Consider the following 21,591-nt stretch of genomic DNA (forward strand, 5'->3'; position numbering starts at 1 on the left):
GCTCAGTCGCTGCGCGGCCTGAACCACATCCATGCGCAGGTGAACAGTGCGCCGGCCGTAAAACCGGCGCCACCGGCGACTGCGATCGACATCGGCCGAATCGGAATCTCGTTGCCGAACAAGACGTGCAGAACGACATAAGTCACGACAAATTTAGCCGCAAAAATCCCTCCCGTCGTGCCCGCACGCTCCCCGGCATATCGCCATCGCTTCGTGCGCAGCGCCCATAGGATCCCGGCCCCGACCAACGGGCTGAGCGCGGCGCATAGCATGAAGATCCAGATCAACTTTTGACCAGCGCCCGGGCCGCCGCCGTCACCTGGTCGCGCAGCCATTTGTGCTCGGTCGACTGGTGCACGCGCTGGTGCCACAGCTGGTAAAAACGCATCGGCGGGAACTTGACGGGCACACTGAAGTTCTTCAGCGGCAGGGTTTTTTCATAGAAGCGGATGAACTGGCGACCGGTGGTCAGCACCAGGTCGGTCTGCGTGAGCATGTAGGGGATCAGGCCGAAGTAGGGCGACTCGACCGCCACCTTGCGCTGCATGCCCTGGCGTTCCAGAAAGCTGTCGATCACGCCGTGGTAGCCGGGCAGCATGGCGGCCGGCGCCACGTGCGGCAGCGACAGGTAATCTTCGATCGTCATCGCGTCGCTCGCGGTGCGGCGCGCGTAGGCGCTGTCGGCGCGCATGGTGCAGATGATCGGGTCTTCGAACAGCTTGGAGATGTGCAGGTGCGCCGGCGGTTCGTCCCAGTTGGCGATGACCAGGTCGATGTCGCCGTCGGACAGCATGCGCAGGTAGTCGTTGCCGCTGCCGAGGTGGTGGATCGCGACGCGGCTGTTGGGCGCGCCGCGCCGGATCGAGGCGACCACGTTGGGCAGGAACTGGGTGTCGAGGTAGTCCGGCGCGGCGATATGCCAGGTGCGCGCTGCTTCCTCGGGCAGGAACGGCGACTTCTTGATGAACAGGCTCTCGGTCTCGTCGAGGATGCGCTTGGCCGGTTTCAGCAGGCTCTCGCCGTGCTGGGTCGGGACCATGCCGCGCGCGCCGCGCACCAGCAGCGGGTCGCCGGTCAGTTCGCGCAGCTTGCGCAGCGAGGCCGAAATCGACGGCTGCGGCTGGTTCAGCTTGAGCGCCACGCGCGAGACGTTCTTTTCGACCAGCAGCAGATAAAGGATGCGGATCAGGTGCAGGTCGAGGTGTTGGGGCAGGCTGCTCATGGAAGAAAGGTCGACTGTTGCGTATATGCGGCGGACTATGTCGAATATACGGTATTTTTCATATGAAATAAATCCGAACCGGTTTATCGTCTGTTAATAGTTGATGATGTGTCTATGCAGTCCTAACCAGGAAGGAGCGGTATGGCGGTGCTTGAACTTTTCAATGCCTGGCTCGGGCCGTATGTGCTCGAATGGTTGAACATGCTGATCCGCTGGCTGCACGTCATCACCGGCATCGCATGGATCGGCGCCTCCTTCTATTTCGTCTGGCTCGACAACTCGTTGCGCCCGCCGGCGCCCGGCTCGGACCTCGCCGACAAGGGCGTCTCCGGCGAACTGTGGGCGGTGCACGGCGGCGGCTTCTACAACCCGCAAAAATACATGGTCGCCCCGGCCCAGCTGCCCAAGGAGCTGCACTGGTTCAAGTGGGAAGCCTATTCGACCTGGCTGTCGGGCTTCGCGCTGCTCACCGTGGTGTACTACTTCAACGCCTACGCGATGATGGTCGATAAAAGCGTCGCCGACCTGACGTCCTGGCAGGCGATCGGCATCGGCCTGGGCAGCCTGGTCGTGGGCTGGGTCGTGTACGACCTGCTGTGTCGCTCGCAACTGGGCAGGCACGGCCTGGCGTTCGGCGTGGTGGTGTTCGCGCTGCTGGTCGGCGCCGCCTGGGTACTGACGCATTTCCTCAGCGGGCGCGCGGCCTACATCCACGTCGGCGCGATGATCGGCACCATCATGGTCGCCAACGTGGCGATGGTGATCATCCCGGGCCAGCGCAAGATGGTGGGCGAGATGACGGCCGGACGCAAGCCGGACCCGGTCTACGGCATCCGCGGCAAGCAACGCAGTGTCCACAACAATTACTTCACGCTGCCGGTGCTGTTCATCATGATCAGCAACCACTTCGCGATGACCTACCGCCACGCCCACGCCTGGGCGGTCCTGGGAGCGATCATGGCGGCCGGCGTGTTCATCCGCCACTTCTTCAACCTGCGCCACAAGGGCCGCATCGAATGGCGCTACCCGGCGATCGGCGTGGCGATCCTGCTCGGCGTGTTCGTGGCGCTGATGCCGGAACCGCCCGGAATCACCGGCGCGCGCACGAGCGCGGGCGCGAGCCAGGTCCAGTTCGCCCAGGTCCAGACCATCATCCAGCAGCGCTGCGTGGCCTGCCATGCGGCGCATCCGACCCAGCCGGGCTTCGCCAGCGCACCGGCCGGGGTGATGCTCGACGATGCCAACGGCGTCAAGCAGAACGCCGCGCGCATCTACCAGCAGGCGGTGCAGCTCAAGGCCATGCCGCTGGCGAACATGACCAACATGACGGATGCCGAGCGCGCCCAGCTCGGGGCCTGGTTCCAGGCCGGCGCCCATACTCAATAATACGGACACGATGGCACACACACAAACGCAGGACCGCCTGCTGGCCTGGATCGACGCCCACTTCGACGAGGAAGTCGCGTTCTTGCAGGACATGATCCGCGTCCCGACCGACACCCCGCCGGGCGACAACGCGCCGCACGCCGACATGGTCGCCGACAAGGTGCATGCCTATGGCTGGCACGCCGAGAAGCACGCCGTGCCGGTCGACCGGGTGCGCGACTACGGCATGCAGAGCATCACCAACCTGATCGTGCGCCGCCAATATGGCCAGGACGCTGGCGACGGTCCGACGGTGGCCCTGAACGCCCACGGCGACGTGGTGCCGCCGGGCGAGGGCTGGAGCAAGCCGCCGTATGGCGCGGTGGTCGAAGACGGTTTCATCTACGGCCGCGCCGCCGCGGTCTCGAAAAGCGACTTCGCGACCTACGTGTTCGCCGCGCGCGCGCTGGAAGCGCTCGGGGTGGAGTTAAAAGGCGCGCTCGAGCTGCACTTCACCTACGACGAGGAATTCGGCGGCCTGCTCGGCCCGGGCTGGCTGCTAGAACAGAATCTCACGAAGCCGGACATGGTGATCGCCGCCGGCTTCGCCTACAACATCGTCACCGCGCACAATGCCTGCCTGCAGCTGGAGATCACGGTGCACGGCAAGGCCGGCCACGGCGCGATGCCCGAGACCGCCATCGACGCGCTGCAGGCCGCGACGCGCATCCTCAACGCGATCTACGGCCAGCTGCCCGAGCTGAAAAAGATCAAGTCGACCGTACCCGGCATCGATTCGCCGACCATGCTGGTGGGCCGCATCGACAGCGGCACCAACACCAACGTGGTGCCGGGCAAGGTCGTGATGAAGATGGACCGCCGCATGATCCCGGAAGAGGACCCGGCCGCGGTCGAAGCCCAGGTGCGCGCGCTGATCGAAGACGCGGTGCGCGACGTGCCCGGCATCCGCCTGGAGATCCGGCGCCTGCTGCTGTCGCAGGCGTTGCGCCCGTTGCCGGGGTCGAGCGCGCTGGTGGCCAGCCTGCAGCGCCACGCGCGCGACGTCATTGGCGAGGACATCCCGGCCCTGGGCACGCCCTTGTACGCCGATGCTCGCCTGTACGGCGAACGCGGCATCCCGGCCGTGCTGTACGGCGCCGGTCCGCGCACGGTGCCGGAATCGAACGCGAAAAAGGCGGACGAGCGCCTGCTGCTGGACGACCTGCGGCGCGCCACCAAGGTAGTGGCGCTGACCCTGCTCGACCTGCTGGCGGCCTGATTAGTCCTTCTTGGGGTCCGCCTTCACCCCGCGCGGCACGATCGCGAACTGCGGCGCGTTGCCGTAGTCCGGCTTGACGCTGCGCGCCATGAACAGCCGCCACGCTTCCTTGCCCGGGGCGCCGGCGACGTCGGCCGCATACGCCAGCGCCGGCTGCATGTTGGACGGGTAGCCCATGTTCGCATCCGGCAGGTTGTTCATCGAGCCGGGACGCAGCTTGAACTTCATCGCCATCTCCGGGCTGCCGCAGGGCAGGGACAGGATGTCGGCCGCGTGGCTGGCCTTGTAGGCTTCGGCCAGCGTCGCAAACAGCGGGGCGTTGTCCTTGGGCCGCACGGTCATCTCGTAGCTGGCGCCGTCGACCCAGCACACGCCCGGCGCCACCATGCGCCCGACCGGATAGCGCGCCTTCCATGCCAGCAGGCGCCCGGCATCCTTGAACCCGAGGTCGGCGAGGTGGCCGACGCTCGAGGTGAAGAAGTCGTCCTGCCAGGGCGCGAGGCCGGTGCCGTTGTTGTACACGATGGCGTAGCCGTTGACGATCACGCCCAGCTTGTTGGCGGCCGGGTTGTCGGTGTATTCGCCGTTGTACCAGTCGATGTTGTGCTTGACGACGCTGGTGAAGTAGCTCTTCAGGCGATCGTTGTCGGGCGTGGCGTAGGCCGCGTCGCCGAGGGTGCGCAGGCCCCAGGCCTGGCCGCGCACCTGCTCCGGCTTGAGCAGGCCCTTGACGTTGTCACGGTAGCCCGGGTTCGAGCTGAACGCATCCCAGCTGGCCCAGAACTGCAGCTCTTCCAGGTAATAGAAATCGCCGCTCAGCAGGTAGGGCACGTAGGCCAGGCTCGGCTGGTGCGGAACGTCCGGCGTGTACTCGGTGTCGCATGCATGCTGGGCGCAATCGGGGAATTTTTCCTGCTTGCCGGTGGCCGGGTTGACGGTGTCGCCGGGGTGGCCCAGCAGCGTCATGTAGGGATGGTCGAGCAGGCTCACCGGACGGCCGGTCTTCTTGTCGCGGTAGTGGATCGGCCAGCTGCCGGCGAGGTCGGCGGTGCCGAAGGTGGCCAGCGCCGCGTGCGGGTCCATGCTCAGCAGGTACATCGCGGCCCAGGACGGCAGCAGGCCGATGTCGTTGTGCGCGCCGGTGGTGGGCATGTAGGTCGTGGCCATGCCCGGGCCCATCGGCTCGATGGCCTTGCCGCTCATGCGCGCGCCGAGTTCGCCCAGCGCCGAGCTTGAAACCACGACCGACGGATCGTAGTGCGGCACCGCGCGCGTGGCGTCCAGGTAGACGCTGTCGTAGCGCAGCGCGACGGCGGGCGCATCGCCCCACCAGAATACCTTGCGCCAGCGCGCGTGGTGCAGGTGGTTCAGGCCCGGCTTGGCGTACACCTCCTTGCCGGCGAGGGTGACGCGCGCGTCGTACTTGATGTTGTGCGGGTCCGGCTCGTAGGCCCAGTCGTTGTCGACGCTGACGTCGACGCGCGCCTTGTGCGCGGCCGGATACCAGCGCACCGCGAAGCGCGCGGCCAGGTGCGGATGTTCGGCGCCCTTGGCGTTTGTCAAAGGCGCGTCGACCAGCCATTCGCGGCTGACCGGACCGGCCAGCCAGGCCGTGGCCTGCTTCCCGGCCAGCAGCTTGTCGGCGCAGGCCGACCAGGCCTGGCCGTCGATGGTGGCGCTGACGCAGGTGCGCAGGCCCTCGTCGAGCAGCGCCTTGGCATTCGTGGCGTTTGCGGCTGCGGCAGCGGGCGCGCCGGCCTTGCCGTCCTTGGCCAGCGCCAGCAGCACCGATTTGTGCGGCCCCAGCGCCGGCAGCAGCGCCGAGATCACCGCGTGGCGTACCGAACCGTCGGCGTGGCGCGCCTTGACGTCGACCTGCAGCGGCACCGTGGCGCCCCCGGCCAGCTTGCCGACCAGGCGCTCGCCCGGCTTGACCTCGCCCGGTGCGAATACCTGGCCGAAGGTGACCGGCACCTCGCGCTGGGCCACGCCGTCCGTGCTGTCGATGGCGACGCCGGTGAAGCCGCCCAGCTCGCGAAAGCCGTGCGGCACGCCGGCCGCGCCGTGCGACGGCGAGGGCCGCGGCGCCGGCTCGGCATGCGCGGCTGGTTTAGCCGGCGCGGGCGCCGTTGCAGCTGCCGTTGCGGCGGCCGTTGCAGCATGAGGCGGCTCCATGTGCATGGTGCCGGTAGTGGCGCTGACGCCGGCTCCGTTGCTGCCCGCGCTCGGCACGACCGGCGCAGTCGCCTCGGCCGCCTGGCCGTAGCGCGCCTTGACCACGCTTTGCGCATCCAGCTCGCCGGTGACGGGCAAGCCCTTGAACTGGCTGTCAGCGGAGGTCGACTGGGCCAGGGCGCCGAGGGTGGCGGAGCAGAGCAGGGCGGCGCTGGAAACCAGCAGCGGCAGGGGCGGACGACGAGACATGGCAAACCCGGTAGTGAACAAGCCGCTAGCTTAACCTGCTCGCGCGCGTGCAGGCGCGCCCGTGCGTACGCGGCGAAAAAAACGGCGCCACGCGGGCGCCGTCGTCATGCCGCCGGACCGGGCCCGGCGCTCGATGCGATCACTGCTTGAGCGTGCGCTCGAACAGCTGCCAGATGCGGCGGTACTCGTCGTACCAGCTTTCCGGCTGCACGAAGGCGTGGCGCTCCATCGGGTAGGGCGCCAGTTCCCAGTGGTCCTTTTTCAGTTCGATCAGGCGCTGCGACATGCGCACCGAGTCCTGGAAGAACACGTTGTCGTCGACCATGCCGTGCGCGATCAGCAGGTTGCCCTTCAGGTTCTGCGCGTACTCGATCGGCGACGAGACTTTGTACGCCTCCGGGTCCAGCTCCGGGGTGTTGAGGATGTTGGCGGTGTACTCGTGGTTGTAGGTCGACCAGTCGCTCACCGGGCGCAGCGCGGCGCCCGACTTGAACACGTCCGGCGCGCGCAGCAGGCCCATCAGGGTCATGAAGCCGCCGTAGCTGCCGCCGTAGACGCCGACGTTGGCCGCGTCGCCCTGCTGGTTGGCGACCATCCAGTTGACGCCGTCCAGGTAGTCGTCCAGTTCCGGATGGCCCATCTGGCGATAGATCGCGGTGCGCCACTTGGCGCCGTAGCCCTTCGAGGCGCGGTAGTCCATCGCCATCACGACGTAGCCCTTCTGCGCCAGCATGTTGTTGAACATCTGCTCGCGGAAGTAGATGCTCCAGCGCTGCGACACGTCCTGCAGGTAGCCGGCGCCGTGAACGAACATCACGACCGGGTACTTCTTGCCCGGCTCCATCTGGGCTGGTCGGTACACCTTGGCCCAGATCGGGGCGCCGCCGTGGGTCGACGGCACGGCCACGAACTGCGGCTGGATCCACTCGCGCGCCTTGTAGTCCGGGGTGCGGGTGTCGGTCAGCCTGGCCGCCGCGCCGCCCGACGAGGACAGGGTCGCGATCTGTTGCGGCAAGTAGGCGCTCGAGTAATGCACCAGCAGCTTCTTCTGGTCGGGCGACAGGCGGAAGTCCTCGACGCCGCCGTCCAGCGAAGTCACTTCGCGCACGCCGGCGTCCCTGGCCGAGACCGCGCAGACTTCATACGCGATCGGCGTCTTGCGGTTGCACATCATCCAGGCGGTCTGGCCGTCGGCCGACCAGGCCACGTCGCTGGCTTCCCAGTTGCCCTGGGTGAGCGCGCGCGTGCGCCCGTCCGCGCCACGCGTGTACAGGTGCGAGTAGCCGGTTTCCTCGGACAGGTACCACAGCGTGCCGTTGTCCGGCAGCCAGCCGAAGTCGTTGTTGTCGAAGTTGATCCAGGCCGGATCGGTGAGGCGATGCACCGGCTTGAGCGCGCCCTGGGGCAGGTCGACGGTGGCGATCCAGCGGTCCTTGTTGTCGATCGCGCGCAGCATCACGGCGACGTTGCTGCCGTCCCGGCTCCAGACGATCGACTCGCCTTCGAAGCCGACCTGCACCGGACGGTTGCCCTTCAGGGCGGGCAGCTTGCGCTCGGCGCGCAGCTGGGCCAGCGGGTCGGTGGCGATGCCGGGCAGGACGTCGAACGATACGTCCTTGATCTGGCGCGTGACCAGGTCGACCAGCTTGAGCGCGTGCGGGACCGGGTCGTTGCGGCCGACGCGGGTGCGCTCGTCCGAGGTCTCTTCATAGCCGCTTTCGGTGACGTAGCGCGGCATCTTGCCGACGCGGCCCTTGTCGTAGCCCTTGGGCGCGGTCACGACCAGCAGCCAGCGGCCATCCGGCGACAGGTGGCTGTCCAGCACGGTAAGCTTGTCGCCCAGGTAGATGGGCTCGCGCGCGCGCGTGGGATCGGCGCGGCGCTCGTCCTCGGCGCGCATGCGCAGGGCGTCGCGCTCGTCCTTCTGGCGCTTGAGCGTGGCGATCAGGCGCAGCTGCAGGTCGCGCTGCGCGTCCGGGTCGATCGCTTGCGGGTCCTTGGCGGCGCGCAGGATGGCCAGCGGGCCGGTCACACGCTCGGCGCGGTCCCAGCCGTACCACTCGTCGCCGGCGCGGAACTGCACGCTCTTTTCGTCTTTTGAATACTGCACGGCGCGGATCGGGCTGCCCAGGGCGCGCGTGATCTGGACCAGCGCACCGTTCTTGAGGTCGCGTTCGAACAGGTCGCCGTTGCGCAGCATGATGGCGCGCGTGCGGGCGCGGTTGTAGACCATGGCCGCGCTGTCCAGCCTGGCCAGTTCGGCGTCGGTCACCTGACGGAGCTTGCCGCCGGCCGCTTCCCAGGTGTCGCGCACCGGCGACCCGGCGCGCTTCTGCTTATAGAAGACGTCCTTGCCGTCCCAGCTCCACCAGGCGGCTTCGACCGGGTTGCCGATCCAGTCCGGATTGGCCATGGCCTGGTCGAGGGTGATCGGGGTCGGGGCGGCGGAGGCGCTGCTGAACGCAGCCATCAGCGCCGCAAGAACGGTAAAGGCAGGAAGTCGCATCGTGAATCGCTTTATGAAAGAACAAGAATGCTCGGGCGGCAAAATTGCAAAAAAGGATTCTAGCCCAGCGATATGCGATGCAGGTAAGAATTGGGGAGAACTTCAGGGGAGAAACGTCGAAGAAGTGGCGCGCGTGCGTAAGTACTGCACGAGAATGTAAAAAGCGGCGTTGCAAATGACAACGCCCGGCACATGCCGGGCGCATCGGAGACTCGAGCAGGAAACCGGGCGATCAGCCGGGTTGCTTCAGCTGCGGGTGTTCCGAGATCCACAGTTCGTTCGGCGTGGTGACCGACGGGTTGCGGATGAACATCACGATACGGGCAACGATGGCCAGGGCCGAGACGGAAACGGTGACGTATTCGACGGGCGTCATGATTATTCCTTGTTCAGGGTTTGATTGCGCGCCACAGCGGCGCTCGCCGGCTGGCCGGCGTCCAGGACGAACCAGCCGCCATGGGCCTGGTACATCTCGATCGCGAAAGCGCGGATCTTGCCGAGGGTCTCGGCGATTTGCTGGCGCACGCCGTGCGCCTGGGTCATGGTTGCAGTGGTCATCGAATTCTCCGGTTGATCTGAAATCTGTGTTGTTGCGGTGCAGTATAGAGAGGCTTTCGTCATAAATGAACTTTTAGTTTGTGATGTTCTTCATTCGCAAAACGAATATTTTCCGCAAGACAACTATTATTCTTTGTAGAGTCTAGATATCTTTTCTCGTGATATCTCCCCGTTCGCCACACGACTTGGCGCGAGATCTGGCCCAAAACTTGCATACCTCAACCGTATGAAATCGCCCCCTGTCCCGCGCACCCTGCGCATCGTCGTCGTCAACATCGCGCCCGGTGGCGCGGACGAACAGACCATGCAGGCCCAGGCCCGGCGCAACACGGCGTTGCGCATCGGCCTGCTCGAATCGGGCTACGACATCGTCGCCTCGCTGCCGGCCGACATCTTCCTGCCCGAGCGGATCGCCCAGATCCAGCCGGACATGATCATCATCGACAGCGAATCCGATGCGCGCGACGTGCTCGAACACATCGTGATCGCCACCCGCGACGAGCCGCGTCCGATCGTGCTGTTCACCGACGACCAGACCCCGGCCAGCATGGACGCCGCGATCGCCGCCGGGGTCTCGGCCTACATCGTGGCCGGGCTGCAGGCCGAGCGCGTGAAACCGGTGCTGGACGTCGCGCTGGCCCGCTTCAAGCGCGAGCAGAAGCTGCTGGACGAATTGACCGACACGCGGCGCCAGCTGGCCGAGCGCAAGCTGATCGAACGCGCCAAAGGCGTGCTGATGGCGCGCAACCGCATGACCGAGGACGAGGCCTACCAGAAGCTGCGCAGCATGGCGATGAACAAGAAACTCAAGCTGGCCGAGGTTGCGCAGCGCATCCTCGACGTCGAGGACCTGCTGTGATGCGCTCCTCTTTCATGAAGGTATCGATATGACAGGCGCATGGGTGGCGGGTTCCGACCGGCCGGAGAAAAAGGTGATCAAGGTCGGCTTCATGCCGCTGACCGACTGCGCCTCCTTGGTGATGGCGTCCGTGCTCGGGCTCGACGAAAAATACGGCATCAAGCTGGAGCTCAGCCGCCAGCACTCGTGGTCGGGCATGCGCGACCGCGTGATCAACGGCGAGCTGGACGCCGCACACGCCCTGTACGGCCTGCTCTACGGCGTCGAGATGGGCATCGGCTGCGCCGCGACACCGATGGCTGTGCTGATGGGCCTGTCGCGCAACGGCCAGGCGATCACGCTCTCGCGCGCGCTCGCGCAGGCGGGCGTGACCGACCTCGATGCGCTGTCTTCGGCCATGCGCGGCAGCGGACGCCGCTTCACCTTCGCCCACACCTTCCCGACCGGGAACCACGCGATGCTCCTGTATTACTGGCTGGCCGCGGGCGGCATCGACCCGGTGCGCGACGCCCAGATCGTCACGGTGCCGCCCAGCCAGATGGCGGCCAACCTGGCGGCCGGTCACATGGATGGCTTTTGCGTCGGCGAACCGTGGAACGGGCGCGCGGTACTCGACGGCAGCGGCGTCACGGTCGCGACCAGCCAGGACGTCTGGCCCGATCACCCTGGCAAGGCGCTCGGCGCGCGCGCCGATTTCGCCGATGCCAATCCGCACGCCTGCCGCGCGCTGATCGCGGCCGTGCTGGAAGCCGGGCGCTGGATCGACGCCTCCGGCGAACACCGCGAGGCTGCCGCCGAGGTGCTGTCCAGCCCCGCCTACGTCAACGCCGACCGCGCCATCATCGCCCCGCGCCTGCATGGCCGGTACGACAACGGCATGGGACTGCGCTGGGTCGACCCGCATCCGCTGCGCTTCCACCAGGACGGCGACGCCAACTTCCCCTATGTCTCGGACGGCATGTGGTTCATGACCCAGCACCGGCGCTGGGGCCTGCTGCGCGAAGACGTCGACTACCAGGCGGTCGCCGGCCGCGTCAACCGCGTCGGCCTGTACCGCGAAGCGGCGCTGCTGGCCGGCGTGAGCGCGCCTTACGGATTGACGCGTTCCTCGATCCTCATCGACGGCAAGACCTGGGACGGTAAAGACGCGGACGCTTATATCTCGTCGTTTGCGATCCGCAACCGCGCACTGATCAAAATCTAGGCGCTGCACCGAAGTGCATGCGCTTGCACATGAACGCCCGCTTTTCGGGCATGGTGCACTGCAATGACGCATGCCTCATCCTTGTGCAGCGCCGCGTGAGAGGGAAGGGACCTCTGGCACGGCTCTTGCAATTAACCGGGTAGTGGATCAACGGCGATCCCTGAACGAATCACATGACCGGTCCAACGGCGGACCGACAACCGGACAACGGCGTCCGCTGCAACCTTATCCATGCTCACGCATTCGTAAGGCCAGGCAGCGGGCGCCGTTTTGTTTTTGATATCGCAGATGCACAACAGGGGCTGATAATGATGTCGGGCAAAGCTAACAGCATCAAACTCTTTTCGTTCAACACACCGCAGATGCGTGCCTTCCACCTGAGCTGGGTGGCCTTCTTCGTCTGCTTCTTCGCCTGGTTCGCATGCGCGCCGCTGATGCCGGTCATCAAGGGCGAATTCCACCTGTCGGCCGGCCAGATCGCCGACATCAACATCGCCGCCGTTGCCATCACCATCATCGTGCGCATGCTGGTCGGCCCGCTGTGCGACCGCTTCGGCCCGCGCAAGACCTACACCGGCCTGCTGGTGCTGGGCGCCATCCCCGTGCTGGGCCTGGCCGCCGCTCAGAGCTACGAAAGCTTCCTGCTGTTCCGCCTCGGGATCGGTGCGATCGGCGCCAGCTTCGTCATCACCCAGTACCACACCTCGGTGATGTTCGCGCCGAAAGTGGTCGGCACCGCCAACGCCGCCTCGGCCGGCTGGGGCAACAGCGGCGGCGGCGTCGCACAAGCGCTGATGCCGCTGCTGATGGGCGCCGTCATCATGATGGGCGTGAACCAGGCCATGGGCTGGCGCGTCGCGCTGCTGGTGCCGGGCGTGATGATGCTGCTGACCGCCGTCGCCTACTGGAAGCTGACCCAGGATTGCCCGGAAGGTAACTTCGCCGAACTGCGCGCCGCCGGCGTGGCATTCGAGTCGAATAACAAGGGCGGCTGGGCCAGCTTCGTCGACGCCTGCCGCAACTACCGCGCCTGGCTGCTGTTCGTCACCTACGGCGCCTGCTTCGGCATCGAACTGTTCATCCACAACACCGCCGCCACCTATTACGTCGACCGCTTCCACCTGTCGCTGGCGCAAGCCGGCATGGCCGCCGGTTCGTTCGGCCTGCTGGCCCTGTTTGCCCGCGCACTGGGCGGTTTCATCTCCGACAAGATGGCCGCGCGCGGCGACTTGAACAGCCGCGTGACCCTGCTGACCGTCCTGATGGTGGGCGAGGGCCTGGGCCTGCTGTGGTTCGCCAACGCCGGCAGCGTCAACGTCGCGATCCTGGCCATGCTGTCGTTCGGCCTGTGCACCCACATGGCTTGCGGCGCCACCTACGCGCTGGTCCCGTTCGTGAACAAGAAGGCGTTGGGCGGCGTCGCCGGCATCGTCGGCGCGGGCGGCAATGCGGGCGCGGTGCTGGCCGGCTTCGTCATGAAGGGTACCGGCAACGTCAACCAGACCCTGATGATCCTGGGCGGCGCGGTGCTGGTGTCGGCGATCTGCGCGATCGGCGTGCGTTTCTCGAGCAGCACGGTCGAGACGCCGGCGCCGGCGGCAGCCTGAGTTCGAAAGTCGAGTTGAAAGTCTGAGCAGTCAAGGAGTCGCATCATGAAACTCATCGTCATCGGCCACGGCATGGTCGGCCACAAATTCCTCGAGACGCTTTTCGCTGATCCGCAGGCGGCGGCCGGCTTCGACGTCACCGTGCTGTGCGAGGAACCGCGTCCGGCCTACGACCGCGTGCACCTGTCCGCCTACTTTTCGGGCACCACCGCCGAGCAGCTGTCGCTGGTCGCGCCGGGCTTTTTCGAGCGGCACGCCGGCCGCGATGGCAAGCAACTGAGCTTCCGCCTGAACGCGAAAGCCGTATCGGTCGACCGCGCCGCCAAGACCGTGACCCTGGCCAGCGGCGAAATCCTCGGCTACGACAAGCTGGTGTTCGCCACCGGCTCGACCCCGTTCGTGCCGCCGGTCCCGGGGCGCGAGCGCGAAGGCTGCTTCGTCTACCGCACCATCGAGGACCTGGAAGCGATGCTGGCCGCGGGCGCGCAGTCGCGTTCGGGCGTGGTGGTCGGCGGCGGCCTGCTCGGCCTGGAATGCGCCAAGGCCCTGCGCGACATGAAGCTCGACACCCACGTGGTCGAATTCGCGCCGCGCCTGATGGCGGTGCAGGTCGACGAGCTGGGCGGGCGCGTGCTGCGCACCAAGATCGAAGAGCTGGGCGTGCACGTGCACACGCAAAAGAACACGCTGCGCATCGTCGACGGCGAATCGGCCAAGCACCGCATGGAGTTCGCCGACGGCACCTCGCTGGAAGCCGACATGATCGTATTCTCGGCCGGCATCCGCCCGCGCGACGAACTGGCGCGCGCCTGCGACCTGGCCATCGGGGCGCGCGGCGGCATCGCCATCGACGACGCCTGCGTGACGTCGGATGCGGACGTGTACGCGATCGGCGAATGCGCGGCCTGGAACGGCCAGACCTTCGGCTTGGTGGCGCCGGGGTACGACATGGCGCGCACGGTCGCCAAGGCGCTGCTCGGCCAGGAAGGCACTTTTGGCGGGGCCGACATGAGCACCAAACTGAAACTGATGGGCGTCGACGTCGCCTCGATCGGCGATGCGCACGGCGCCGCACCGGGTTCGCGCAGCTTCCAGTACCTTGATGAGCGCAAGCAGGTCTATAAAAAGATCGTCGTCTCCGACTGCGGCAAGAAGCTGCTGGGCGCGGTGCTGGTCGGCGACGCCGCCGAATACGGCACGCTGCAGCAGATGATGCTCAACGCGATGACGCTGCCGGCCTCGCCCGAGTTCCTGATCCTGCCGGATTCAAGCGGCGCGGCGCGTCCTTCGATCGGCGTCGATGCGCTGCCGGCCAGCGCCCAGGTCTGCTCATGCAACGCGGTCAGCAAAGGGACGATTCAAGCGGCGGTGGCAGAAGGCGCCTGCGACATCGGCGCGCTCAAGTCCTGCACCAACGCCGGCACCTCGTGCGGCGGCTGCGTCCCGCTGGTCACGCAGATCATGAAGGCCGAGATGCAGAAAGCCGGCCTGGCGGTCAGCAACCACCTGTGCGAGCACTTCCCCTACTCGCGCCAGGAACTGCACCACCTGATCCGCGTCGGCGGGATCAAGAGCTTCAACGACCTGCTGGACAAGCACGGCAAGGGCCTGGGCTGCGACATCTGCAAGCCGGTCGCCGCCAACATTCTGGCTTCGACCTGGAACGACTTCGTACTGAAACCCCAACACGCCAGCCTGCAGGATTCGAACGACTACTTCCTCGGCAATATCCAGAAGGACGGGACCTACTCGGTCGTGCCGCGCATGCCGGGCGGCGAAGTCACGCCGGACGGCCTGATCGCGGTCGGCCAGGTGGCCAAGAAGTACGGCCTGTACACCAAGATCACCGGCGGCGCGCGCGTGGACATGTTCGGCGCCCGCGTCGACCAGTTGCCGCTGATCTGGGAAGAGCTGATCGCGGCCGGCTTCGAATCCGGCCACGCCTACGGCAAGTCGCTGCGCACCGTGAAGTCGTGCGTCGGCTCGACCTGGTGCCGCTTCGGCGTCGGCGATTCGATCGGCTTCGGCATCGCGCTGGAGAACCGCTACAAGGGCTTGCGCGCGCCGCACAAGATCAAGTTCGGCGTCTCCGGCTGCACGCGCGAGTGCGCCGAAGCGCAGGGCAAGGACGTCGGCCTGATCGCCACCGACAAGGGTTGGAACCTGTACGTGTGCGGCAACGGCGGCATGAAGCCGCGCCACGCCGAACTGCTGGCCTCGAACCTGGACGAAGAGACGGTCGTGAAACTGGTCGACCGCTTCCTGATGTTTTACGTGCGCACCGCCGACCGCCTGCAGCGCACCAGCACCTGGCGCGAGAATCTGGAAGGCGGCCTGGAGTACCTGAAGCAGGTCGTGGTCGACGACAAGCTGGGCATCGGCACCGAGCTGGAAGCCGACATGCAGCGCGTGGTCGATACCTACGAGGACGAGTGGAAGAACGCCGTCGAAGACCCGGCCGTGCGCCAGCGTTTCCGCACTTTTGTGAACAGCGACAAGCAGGACGCCAACGTCGTCTTCATGCCCGAGCGCGGCCAGATCCGTCCGGCCACGCAGGAAGAACGCGATCAGCGCCGCGTGATCCCGATTGCCGTCGGTTCCATCTAATTCCAGGAGAATCCAAATGCACCGCGATCTTCAACTCAATCAATGGAACGCCATCTGCACCCTGGACCAGATCGTGCCCGACACCGGCGTCTGCGCGCTGGTCGATGGCCGCCAGGTGGCCGTGTTCCGTGTCGGCGCGGCGAACGATGCCAGCGAGACGCGCCTGTTCGCCATCGATAACTTCGATCCGAATGCGCAGGCGGGCGTGCTGTCGCGCGGGCTGGTCGGCTCGATCGGCGAGCGCATCGTGGTCGCCTCGCCGATCTACAAGCAGCACTTCGACCTGCAGACCGGCGAATGCCTGGAAGCGCCACATAACTCGGTGGCCAGCTATCCGGTACGCGTCGAGGATGGCAAGGTGTGGGTCGGCGCATGAATGGCGCTGGCGACAAGCCGTCGCTCGTTGTCATCGGCAACGGCATGGCCGGCATGCGCACCGTCGAGGAGCTGCTCAAGCTCGCGCCGGACATGTACCGCATCACCGTGTTCGGCGCCGAGCCGCACGGTAACTACAACCGCATCCTGCTGTCCCCGGTGCTGGCCGGCGAAAAGACCGTCGACGACATCATGCTGCACACGCGCGAGTGGTACGCGGCAAATGGCGTCACGCTGCACGCCGGCGATCCGGTCGTGCGCATCGACCGCAAGAAGCGCGTGGTGCACGCGGCCTCCGGCCTGCAGGTGGCGTACGACCGGCTCCTGATCGCAACCGGGTCGAAACCGTTCATCGTGCCGGTGCCGGGCCACCAGCTGCCGGGCGTGATCGGCTTTCGCGACCTGCAGGACGTCGACACGATGCTCGCGGCCGCGCACGCCGGTGGCAAGGCGGTGGTGATCGGCGGCGGCCTGCTCGGCCTGGAAGCGGCCAACGGCCTGCTGCGCCGGGGCATGCAGGTCAGCGTCGTGCACCTGGGCGGCAGCCTGATGAACCAGCAGCTCGATCCGCCCGCGGCCGAGCTGCTGCGCGCCAGCCTGGAGCGGCGCGGCCTGCGCATCCTGCTCAACCGCCAGACCGCGGCGATCGAAGGCGCGGGCAAAGTCGAGGCGATCCGCTTCGGCGACGGCGAGCGCCTCGAGGCCGACCTGGTCGTGATGGCCGCCGGCGTGCGTCCCAACGTCGAGCTGGCCCAGGCGGCCGGCCTGCACGTCGAGCGCGCCATCGTGGTCGACGACACGCTGCAGACCTACGACCCACGCGTGTACGCGGTGGGCGAGTGCGTGCAGCATCGCCGCTCGACCTTCGGCCTGGTGGCGCCGATCTGGGACCAGGCGCGCGTGTGCGCCGCCCACCTGGCCGGCCACGGCCATCGCCGCTACGTGCAGCAGGCGACGGCCACCAAACTCAAAGTGACCGGGGTCGACCTGTACTCGGCCGGCGACATCGTCGGCGGGGAAGGGACCGAAGACCTGGTCTTGCGCGACCGCCGCGGCGGCGTGTACAAGCGCCTGGTGGTGGCGGGCAACCGCCTCACCGGCGCCGTGCTGTACGGGGACGTTCTCGATGGTCCCTGGTACTTCGAATTGATCCAGAAGCGCACCGACATCTCGGCGATGCGCGACCAGCTGTTGTTCGGTCAGGCCCTCTGCATGGCGGCCTGACGGAGGATTCGTCATGAAGTTGTATCCGCAGTTGCCGATCCGCGCCGCGACCGTGCGCACCACCTGTCCGTATTGCGGCGTCGGCTGCGGCGTCTCGGCCGGCATCGATGCCGACGGCGAGCTGGCCATCGCCGGCGACGCCGCGCACCCCGCCAGCCAGGGCCGCCTGTGCGTGAAGGGCTCGGCGCTGGGCGAGACCGTCGGCCTGCAGGGCCGTCTGCTTGCGCCGATGCTGCGCGACGGACGCGCGCTGCGCGAAGCCGGCTGGGACGAGGCGCTGGCCAAGGTCGCCGACGGTTTTTCCCGCATCGTCGCCGAGCACGGCCCGGACGCGGTCGCGCTGTACGTCTCCGGCCAGCTGCTGACCGAGGACTACTACGTCGCCAACAAGTTCATGAAGGGCTACGTCGGCAGCGCCAACATCGACACCAACTCGCGCCTGTGCATGTCCTCGGCCGTGGCCGGCCACAAGCGCGCCTTCGGCGAAGACCTGGTGCCGGGCGCGTACGAGGATTTCGAGCTGGCCGACCTGGTCGTGCTGGTCGGCTCCAACGCCGCCTGGTGCCACCCGACGCTGTACCAGCGCCTCGCGCGCGCGAAGGAACAGCGCCCGCAGATGCAGGTCGTGGTGATCGACCCGCGCCGCACCGCCACCTGCGACATCGCCGACCTGCACTTGGCCGTCAAGCCGGGCAGCGACGTCTGGCTGTTCGACGGCCTGCTCGGCTACCTGGCCGCGCGTGCGCCCGACCAGGCTTTCGTCACCGCGCACACCAGCGGCCTGGCCGATGCGCTGGCCGCGGCCGGCGAGGCCGGCAGCCTCCTGGACGTCGCCAAGGCCTGCAAGCTCGACCCGCGGCAGCTGCTGCGCTTTTACGAGCTGTTCGCAAAAACCGAAAAGGTCGTCACCGCCTTCACGATGGGCGTGAACCAGTCGACCAGCGGCGCCGACAAGGTCAACGCCATCATCAACTGCCACCTGGTGACCGGCCGCATCGGCAAGCCGGGCATGGGGCCGTTTTCCCTGACCGGCCAGCCGAACGCGATGGGCGGGCGTGAAGTCGGCGGCCTGGCCAACATGCTGGCGGCGCACATGGAGCTCGACCATGCCGGCCAGCGCGCCGCGCTGCAGGACTTCTGGCAGGCGCCGCGCATGGCCGCCCAGGCCGGCCTGAAGGCCGTCGACCTGTTCCGCGCGATCGAAGAGGGGAAAGTCAAAGCCGTGTGGATCATGGCGACCAACCCGATCGTCAGCCTGCCGGACGCCGACCAGGCGCGGCGCGCCTTGGAAAAGTGCGAACTGGTGGTGGCGTCCGACATCGTGCTCGGCACCGACACCAATGCGTTTGCCGACGTGCTGCTGCCGGCGCTGGGCTGGGGCGAGAAGGATGGCACGGTGACGAACTCCGAGCGCTGCATCTCGCGCCAGCGCGCTTTTCTCTCCGCCCCGGGCCAGGCGCGCGCCGACTGGGACATCGTCTGCGACGTCGCGCGCCGCATGGGCTTTTCGGGCTTCGACTTCACGGCGCCGCACGAGATTTTTGACGAGCATGCGCGGCTGTCGAGCTGGCGGAATGGTGTGGCGGGCCAGCCGCGCCGCATGTTCGACATCGGTGGCTTGACCGGGCTGACGCGTGGGGACTACGACGCGTTGGAACCGGTGCAGTGGCCGGTGCGCGCGCGCGGCGAGTCGACCGAGCGCCTGTTCGCCGATGGCCGCTTCGCGCACGCGGACGCGCGCGCGCGTTTCGTGCCCACGCGCGTGCGCGCGCCCGCGCACCTGCCCGACGGAGATTATCCCCTGGTACTCAACACCGGCCGCGTGCGCGACCAGTGGCACACCATGACCCGCACCGGCCGCTCACCCAAGCTGGCAGAGCACATGCTCGAACCGACCGTCGACCTGCACCCGCAGGATGCGCTGCTGTGCGGCGTGAAGGAAGGCGAGCTGGCGCGCGTGAGCAGCCAGTGGGGCGCCGTGGTGGCGCGGGTCCAGCACGGCGGCGGCATCGCGCGCGGCAGCGTGTTCATGCCGATCCACTGGAGCGCCCAGACGGCGTCCGATGCGCGCGTCGGCGCGGTGGTCAACCCGGCCGTCGATCCGGTCTCGGGCGAGCCGGAATTCAAGCACACGCCGGTGCGCGTCGAGCCGTTCGGCGTGAACTGGTACGGCTTCATCCTCAGCCGCGGCGCACTTCCGCTGGACGGCGCCGCGCACTGGACGCGCATCCAGGGCCGCGACTTCATCCGCTACGAGCTGGCCGGGCGCACCAAGGTGTTCGAGGCCGCCGGCTGGGGACGTGGCCTGCTGGGCGTGGGTCTGGACGACGACGAGGCCGACTGGATCGAACTCGAAGACAAGAGCGGCGGCGTGTACCGCGCGGTGCATCTGGTCGACGGCCGCATCGAAGCCTGCCTGTTCGTCTCGCAGCGCCAGGACCTGCCGGCGCGCGCCTACCTGGCCGGCCTGTTCGCCAAGGAGGAGCTGACCCCGAGCGAGCGCCTCGGCCTGCTGTCGGGCCGCGCGCGCGAGGCGGGGGAAGACCCGGGGCCGACCGTGTGCTCGTGCTTCGGGGTCGGCCGCAAGACCATCGAGATCGCGATCCGCAAGAACGGCTGCACGGACGCGGCGCAGGTCACGGCGTGTACGAAGGCGGGTGGCAATTGCGGATCGTGCGTGCCGGAGATCCGGGCGATTCTGGCGCAAACGCAGGCGGAGGCGCGGGCGGAGGCCGCGGGCTGATCAGAATGCCGACCGCCTTGGGGTATCTCTTGGTGTCCCATCACCAGTCTTCTTTCTTGCCTGAGGGTGGCGTCAGTTTTGCCGGTGCGGCCATCGCTTTGGTTGGTGTCGAATGGCCTGGACCGTCCGCTTTCGCGCTCGGCATGGATCCGGCTTTTGGTTGGGCGTGTACGGTATTTGACTTACGTGGCCTGGATATTGGCCGTGTGGACGAGCCTGCGACTTGCAGCGCCATGCCGGCTCCAATGGCTTGCAGGATTGCCAGGAACCGTCCCACGCTCGTGGTCGACGGGTCAGCTTCGATCCTCGCGTAGGTCTGCTGGGTTGTTCCGATCCGCAAGGCGACTTCGGCTTGCGTCAAGCCCGCTTGCTTTCGGAATCCGCGCAGCACTGGCGAGAGTTGTGCGGACGTATTCAAAGGAAAGTCCATGGTATTAAAAACATCATGGATAATGTAAATTCAATTTACATCATAAATGATGTTGCATCAAGCTGATTACATTACATACAGTGTAATTTCAATTTACATCGCATGCGGTGTAAAAGACAATCTTTCCGATCAGTGAAGGTGTTACGTTTACGAAGTTCACGGCCTGGGCAAGCGGCGAGCTGCGCTTTGGCTATACCATGAGCGCCTTGCATGGCCAGGCACGGCCGCACTCCAGCCTCATCCTGCCGCGCTGATCCCGAACGCCTGCGGCACCGCCACCTTCATGATGTCGATGAATCTCCGCAGCCGCGCCGGATAGAAGCGCGCCGGCGGGTACACCAGGTCGACCGGCAGCGGCGACGCCGCCCAGCTTGGGGCGATCGCCAGCAGTTCGCCGCGCGCCAGCTCTTCGCGCACCGCCCACAGCGACGTCACGGCCACGCCCAGCCCCATCACGGCCGAGTTGCACAGCGCGTACAGGTTGTCGGTGTACAGGCGCGGCTTGAAGCGCAGCTGGGCGGTGGCGCCACTGTCGTTGTGCGTCAGCGCGATCTCGTCGCGGTAAAAATTGGTCTGCGACAGCCAGGGCAGGCGCATCAGGTGATCCGGTTCGACGGGCAGGGCGCTCGCCGCCACCAGCGAAGGCGCCGCGACGACGATGCGCGGTACCCGCCCCAGGCGCAGCGCCACCAGGTTCGGATCGGGCTCGACGCCGACCCGGATCGCGCAATCGATGCCCTCGGCGATGAAATCGGGCGTGCGGTCGTGCAGCAGCCACTCGACCGTCATCTGCGGATAACGGCCCAGGTATTCGGCCAGCGGCGCCACCAGCTGCTGCTGGCCGAAGGCGTGCGGCGCCACTACCTTCAGGGTGCCGACCGGCTCGTCGCCGGCGCCTCGGATCTCGCTTTCGAATTCCTGCCAGCCGGCGATGAGTTCCTTCGCGCGCGCGTAGCAGCGCATGCCGTCGTCGGTCAGCTTCATCGCGTGGGTCGAGCGCTGGAGCAGGGGCACGCCCAGCGATTTTTCCAGCGTCTTGAGGCGCCGGCTGATGGTCGGCTGGGTCGTCTCCAGCTGGCGCGCGGCCGCCGACAAGCTGCCGGCATCGACGATGCGCACGAAGGTCTCGACCAGCATCATGCGGTCCAGCGTAGAAATGTTGAGATTTTGGGCTGTGCTCATACGCCC

17 protein-coding genes are annotated in these 21,591 nt (G+C 66.9%); 9 read left to right on the forward strand and 8 right to left on the reverse strand.

Annotated elements, in window-relative coordinates; translation table 11 throughout:
- Positions 1-2: 2 nt before the first annotated feature.
- Together FA90_RS26705 and FA90_RS23735 are read right to left on the reverse strand one after the other, a co-directional pair.
- Complete coding sequence (locus FA90_RS26705) at positions 3-287, reverse strand: hypothetical protein (RefSeq protein WP_156116821.1); 285 nt, start codon at positions 285-287, stop codon at positions 3-5.
- Entirely contained in the window at positions 284-1,222 is a 939-nt protein-coding gene (locus tag FA90_RS23735) for a LysR family transcriptional regulator (RefSeq protein ID WP_036173229.1), read from the reverse strand. The genes FA90_RS26705 and FA90_RS23735 overlap by 4 nt, the downstream gene beginning before the upstream one ends.
- A 201-nt stretch (positions 1,223-1,423) precedes the next feature.
- On the opposite strand from FA90_RS23735, the gene FA90_RS23740 reads away from it, so the two are divergent.
- On the forward strand, positions 1,424-2,608 hold the full coding sequence (locus FA90_RS23740) for a urate hydroxylase PuuD (protein WP_239701049.1): 1,185 nt from the start codon (positions 1,424-1,426) through the stop codon (positions 2,606-2,608).
- 10 nt (positions 2,609-2,618) lie between these two features.
- On the forward strand, positions 2,619-3,866 hold the full coding sequence (locus tag FA90_RS23745) for a M20/M25/M40 family metallo-hydrolase (RefSeq protein WP_036173235.1): 1,248 nt from the start codon (positions 2,619-2,621) through the stop codon (positions 3,864-3,866).
- Here the strand turns inward: FA90_RS23745 and FA90_RS23750 are convergent, their stop codons facing one another.
- From FA90_RS23750 to FA90_RS26715, 4 genes are all read right to left on the reverse strand, one after another.
- The gene (locus FA90_RS23750) at positions 3,867-6,290 is read right to left on the reverse strand and encodes a hypothetical protein (protein WP_239700936.1); all 2,424 of its coding nucleotides are present in this window, start codon (positions 6,288-6,290) and stop codon (positions 3,867-3,869) included.
- Between the two features lie 139 nt (positions 6,291-6,429).
- Positions 6,430-8,796: a prolyl oligopeptidase family serine peptidase gene (locus tag FA90_RS23755; RefSeq protein WP_051972045.1), complete on the reverse strand. Its 2,367-nt coding sequence runs from the start codon at positions 8,794-8,796 to the stop codon at positions 6,430-6,432.
- Positions 8,797-9,028: 232 nt separating this feature from the next.
- Positions 9,029-9,172 carry a hypothetical protein gene (locus tag FA90_RS26710; protein ID WP_156116822.1) on the reverse strand — a complete coding sequence of 48 codons (144 nt, stop codon included), beginning with the start codon at positions 9,170-9,172 and terminating at the stop codon, positions 9,029-9,031.
- A gap of 2 nt (positions 9,173-9,174) precedes the next feature.
- Positions 9,175-9,354 (reverse strand): hypothetical protein, encoded by a 180-nt coding sequence (locus tag FA90_RS26715; RefSeq protein ID WP_156116823.1) that lies wholly within the window; start codon positions 9,352-9,354, stop codon positions 9,175-9,177.
- 226 nt (positions 9,355-9,580) lie between these two features.
- Between FA90_RS26715 and FA90_RS23760 the strand changes: the two genes are divergently transcribed.
- The 7 genes from FA90_RS23760 to FA90_RS23790 all read left to right on the forward strand — a co-directional run bounded on the left by FA90_RS23760 (position 9,581) and on the right by FA90_RS23790 (position 19,973).
- Positions 9,581-10,213: an ANTAR domain-containing response regulator gene (locus tag FA90_RS23760; protein WP_036173241.1), complete on the forward strand. Its 633-nt coding sequence runs from the start codon at positions 9,581-9,583 to the stop codon at positions 10,211-10,213.
- A 28-nt stretch (positions 10,214-10,241) separates the two neighbouring features.
- The gene (locus FA90_RS23765; RefSeq protein ID WP_036173244.1) at positions 10,242-11,417 is read left to right on the forward strand and encodes a CmpA/NrtA family ABC transporter substrate-binding protein; all 1,176 of its coding nucleotides are present in this window, start codon (positions 10,242-10,244) and stop codon (positions 11,415-11,417) included.
- A gap of 311 nt (positions 11,418-11,728) precedes the next feature.
- Positions 11,729-13,024: an MFS transporter gene (locus tag FA90_RS23770; protein ID WP_036176918.1), complete on the forward strand. Its 1,296-nt coding sequence runs from the start codon at positions 11,729-11,731 to the stop codon at positions 13,022-13,024.
- 45 nt (positions 13,025-13,069) lie between these two features.
- On the forward strand, positions 13,070-15,631 hold the full coding sequence (gene nirB / locus FA90_RS23775) for a nitrite reductase large subunit NirB (protein WP_036173248.1): 2,562 nt from the start codon (positions 13,070-13,072) through the stop codon (positions 15,629-15,631).
- A 16-nt stretch (positions 15,632-15,647) separates the two neighbouring features.
- On the forward strand, positions 15,648-16,007 hold the full coding sequence (gene nirD / locus FA90_RS23780) for a nitrite reductase small subunit NirD (protein WP_036173251.1): 360 nt from the start codon (positions 15,648-15,650) through the stop codon (positions 16,005-16,007).
- Positions 16,004-17,230 (forward strand): NAD(P)/FAD-dependent oxidoreductase, encoded by a 1,227-nt coding sequence (locus FA90_RS23785; protein WP_051972046.1) that lies wholly within the window; start codon positions 16,004-16,006, stop codon positions 17,228-17,230. Before nirD ends, FA90_RS23785 begins: the two co-directional genes overlap by 4 nt.
- A 13-nt stretch (positions 17,231-17,243) precedes the next feature.
- The gene (locus tag FA90_RS23790) at positions 17,244-19,973 is read left to right on the forward strand and encodes a nitrate reductase (protein ID WP_036173255.1); all 2,730 of its coding nucleotides are present in this window, start codon (positions 17,244-17,246) and stop codon (positions 19,971-19,973) included.
- A gap of 40 nt (positions 19,974-20,013) precedes the next feature.
- On the opposite strand, the gene FA90_RS27755 is transcribed toward FA90_RS23790, so the two are convergent.
- Positions 20,014-20,403 carry a helix-turn-helix transcriptional regulator gene (locus FA90_RS27755; protein ID WP_081934010.1) on the reverse strand — a complete coding sequence of 130 codons (390 nt, stop codon included), beginning with the start codon at positions 20,401-20,403 and terminating at the stop codon, positions 20,014-20,016.
- 237 nt (positions 20,404-20,640) lie between these two features.
- The gene (locus FA90_RS23795) at positions 20,641-21,585 is read right to left on the reverse strand and encodes a LysR family transcriptional regulator (protein ID WP_036173258.1); all 945 of its coding nucleotides are present in this window, start codon (positions 21,583-21,585) and stop codon (positions 20,641-20,643) included.
- Positions 21,586-21,591: the final 6 nt, after the last annotated feature.

It is taken from the genome of Massilia sp. 9096 (assembly GCF_000745265.1).
Classification (GTDB): domain Bacteria; phylum Pseudomonadota; class Gammaproteobacteria; order Burkholderiales; family Burkholderiaceae_D; genus Telluria.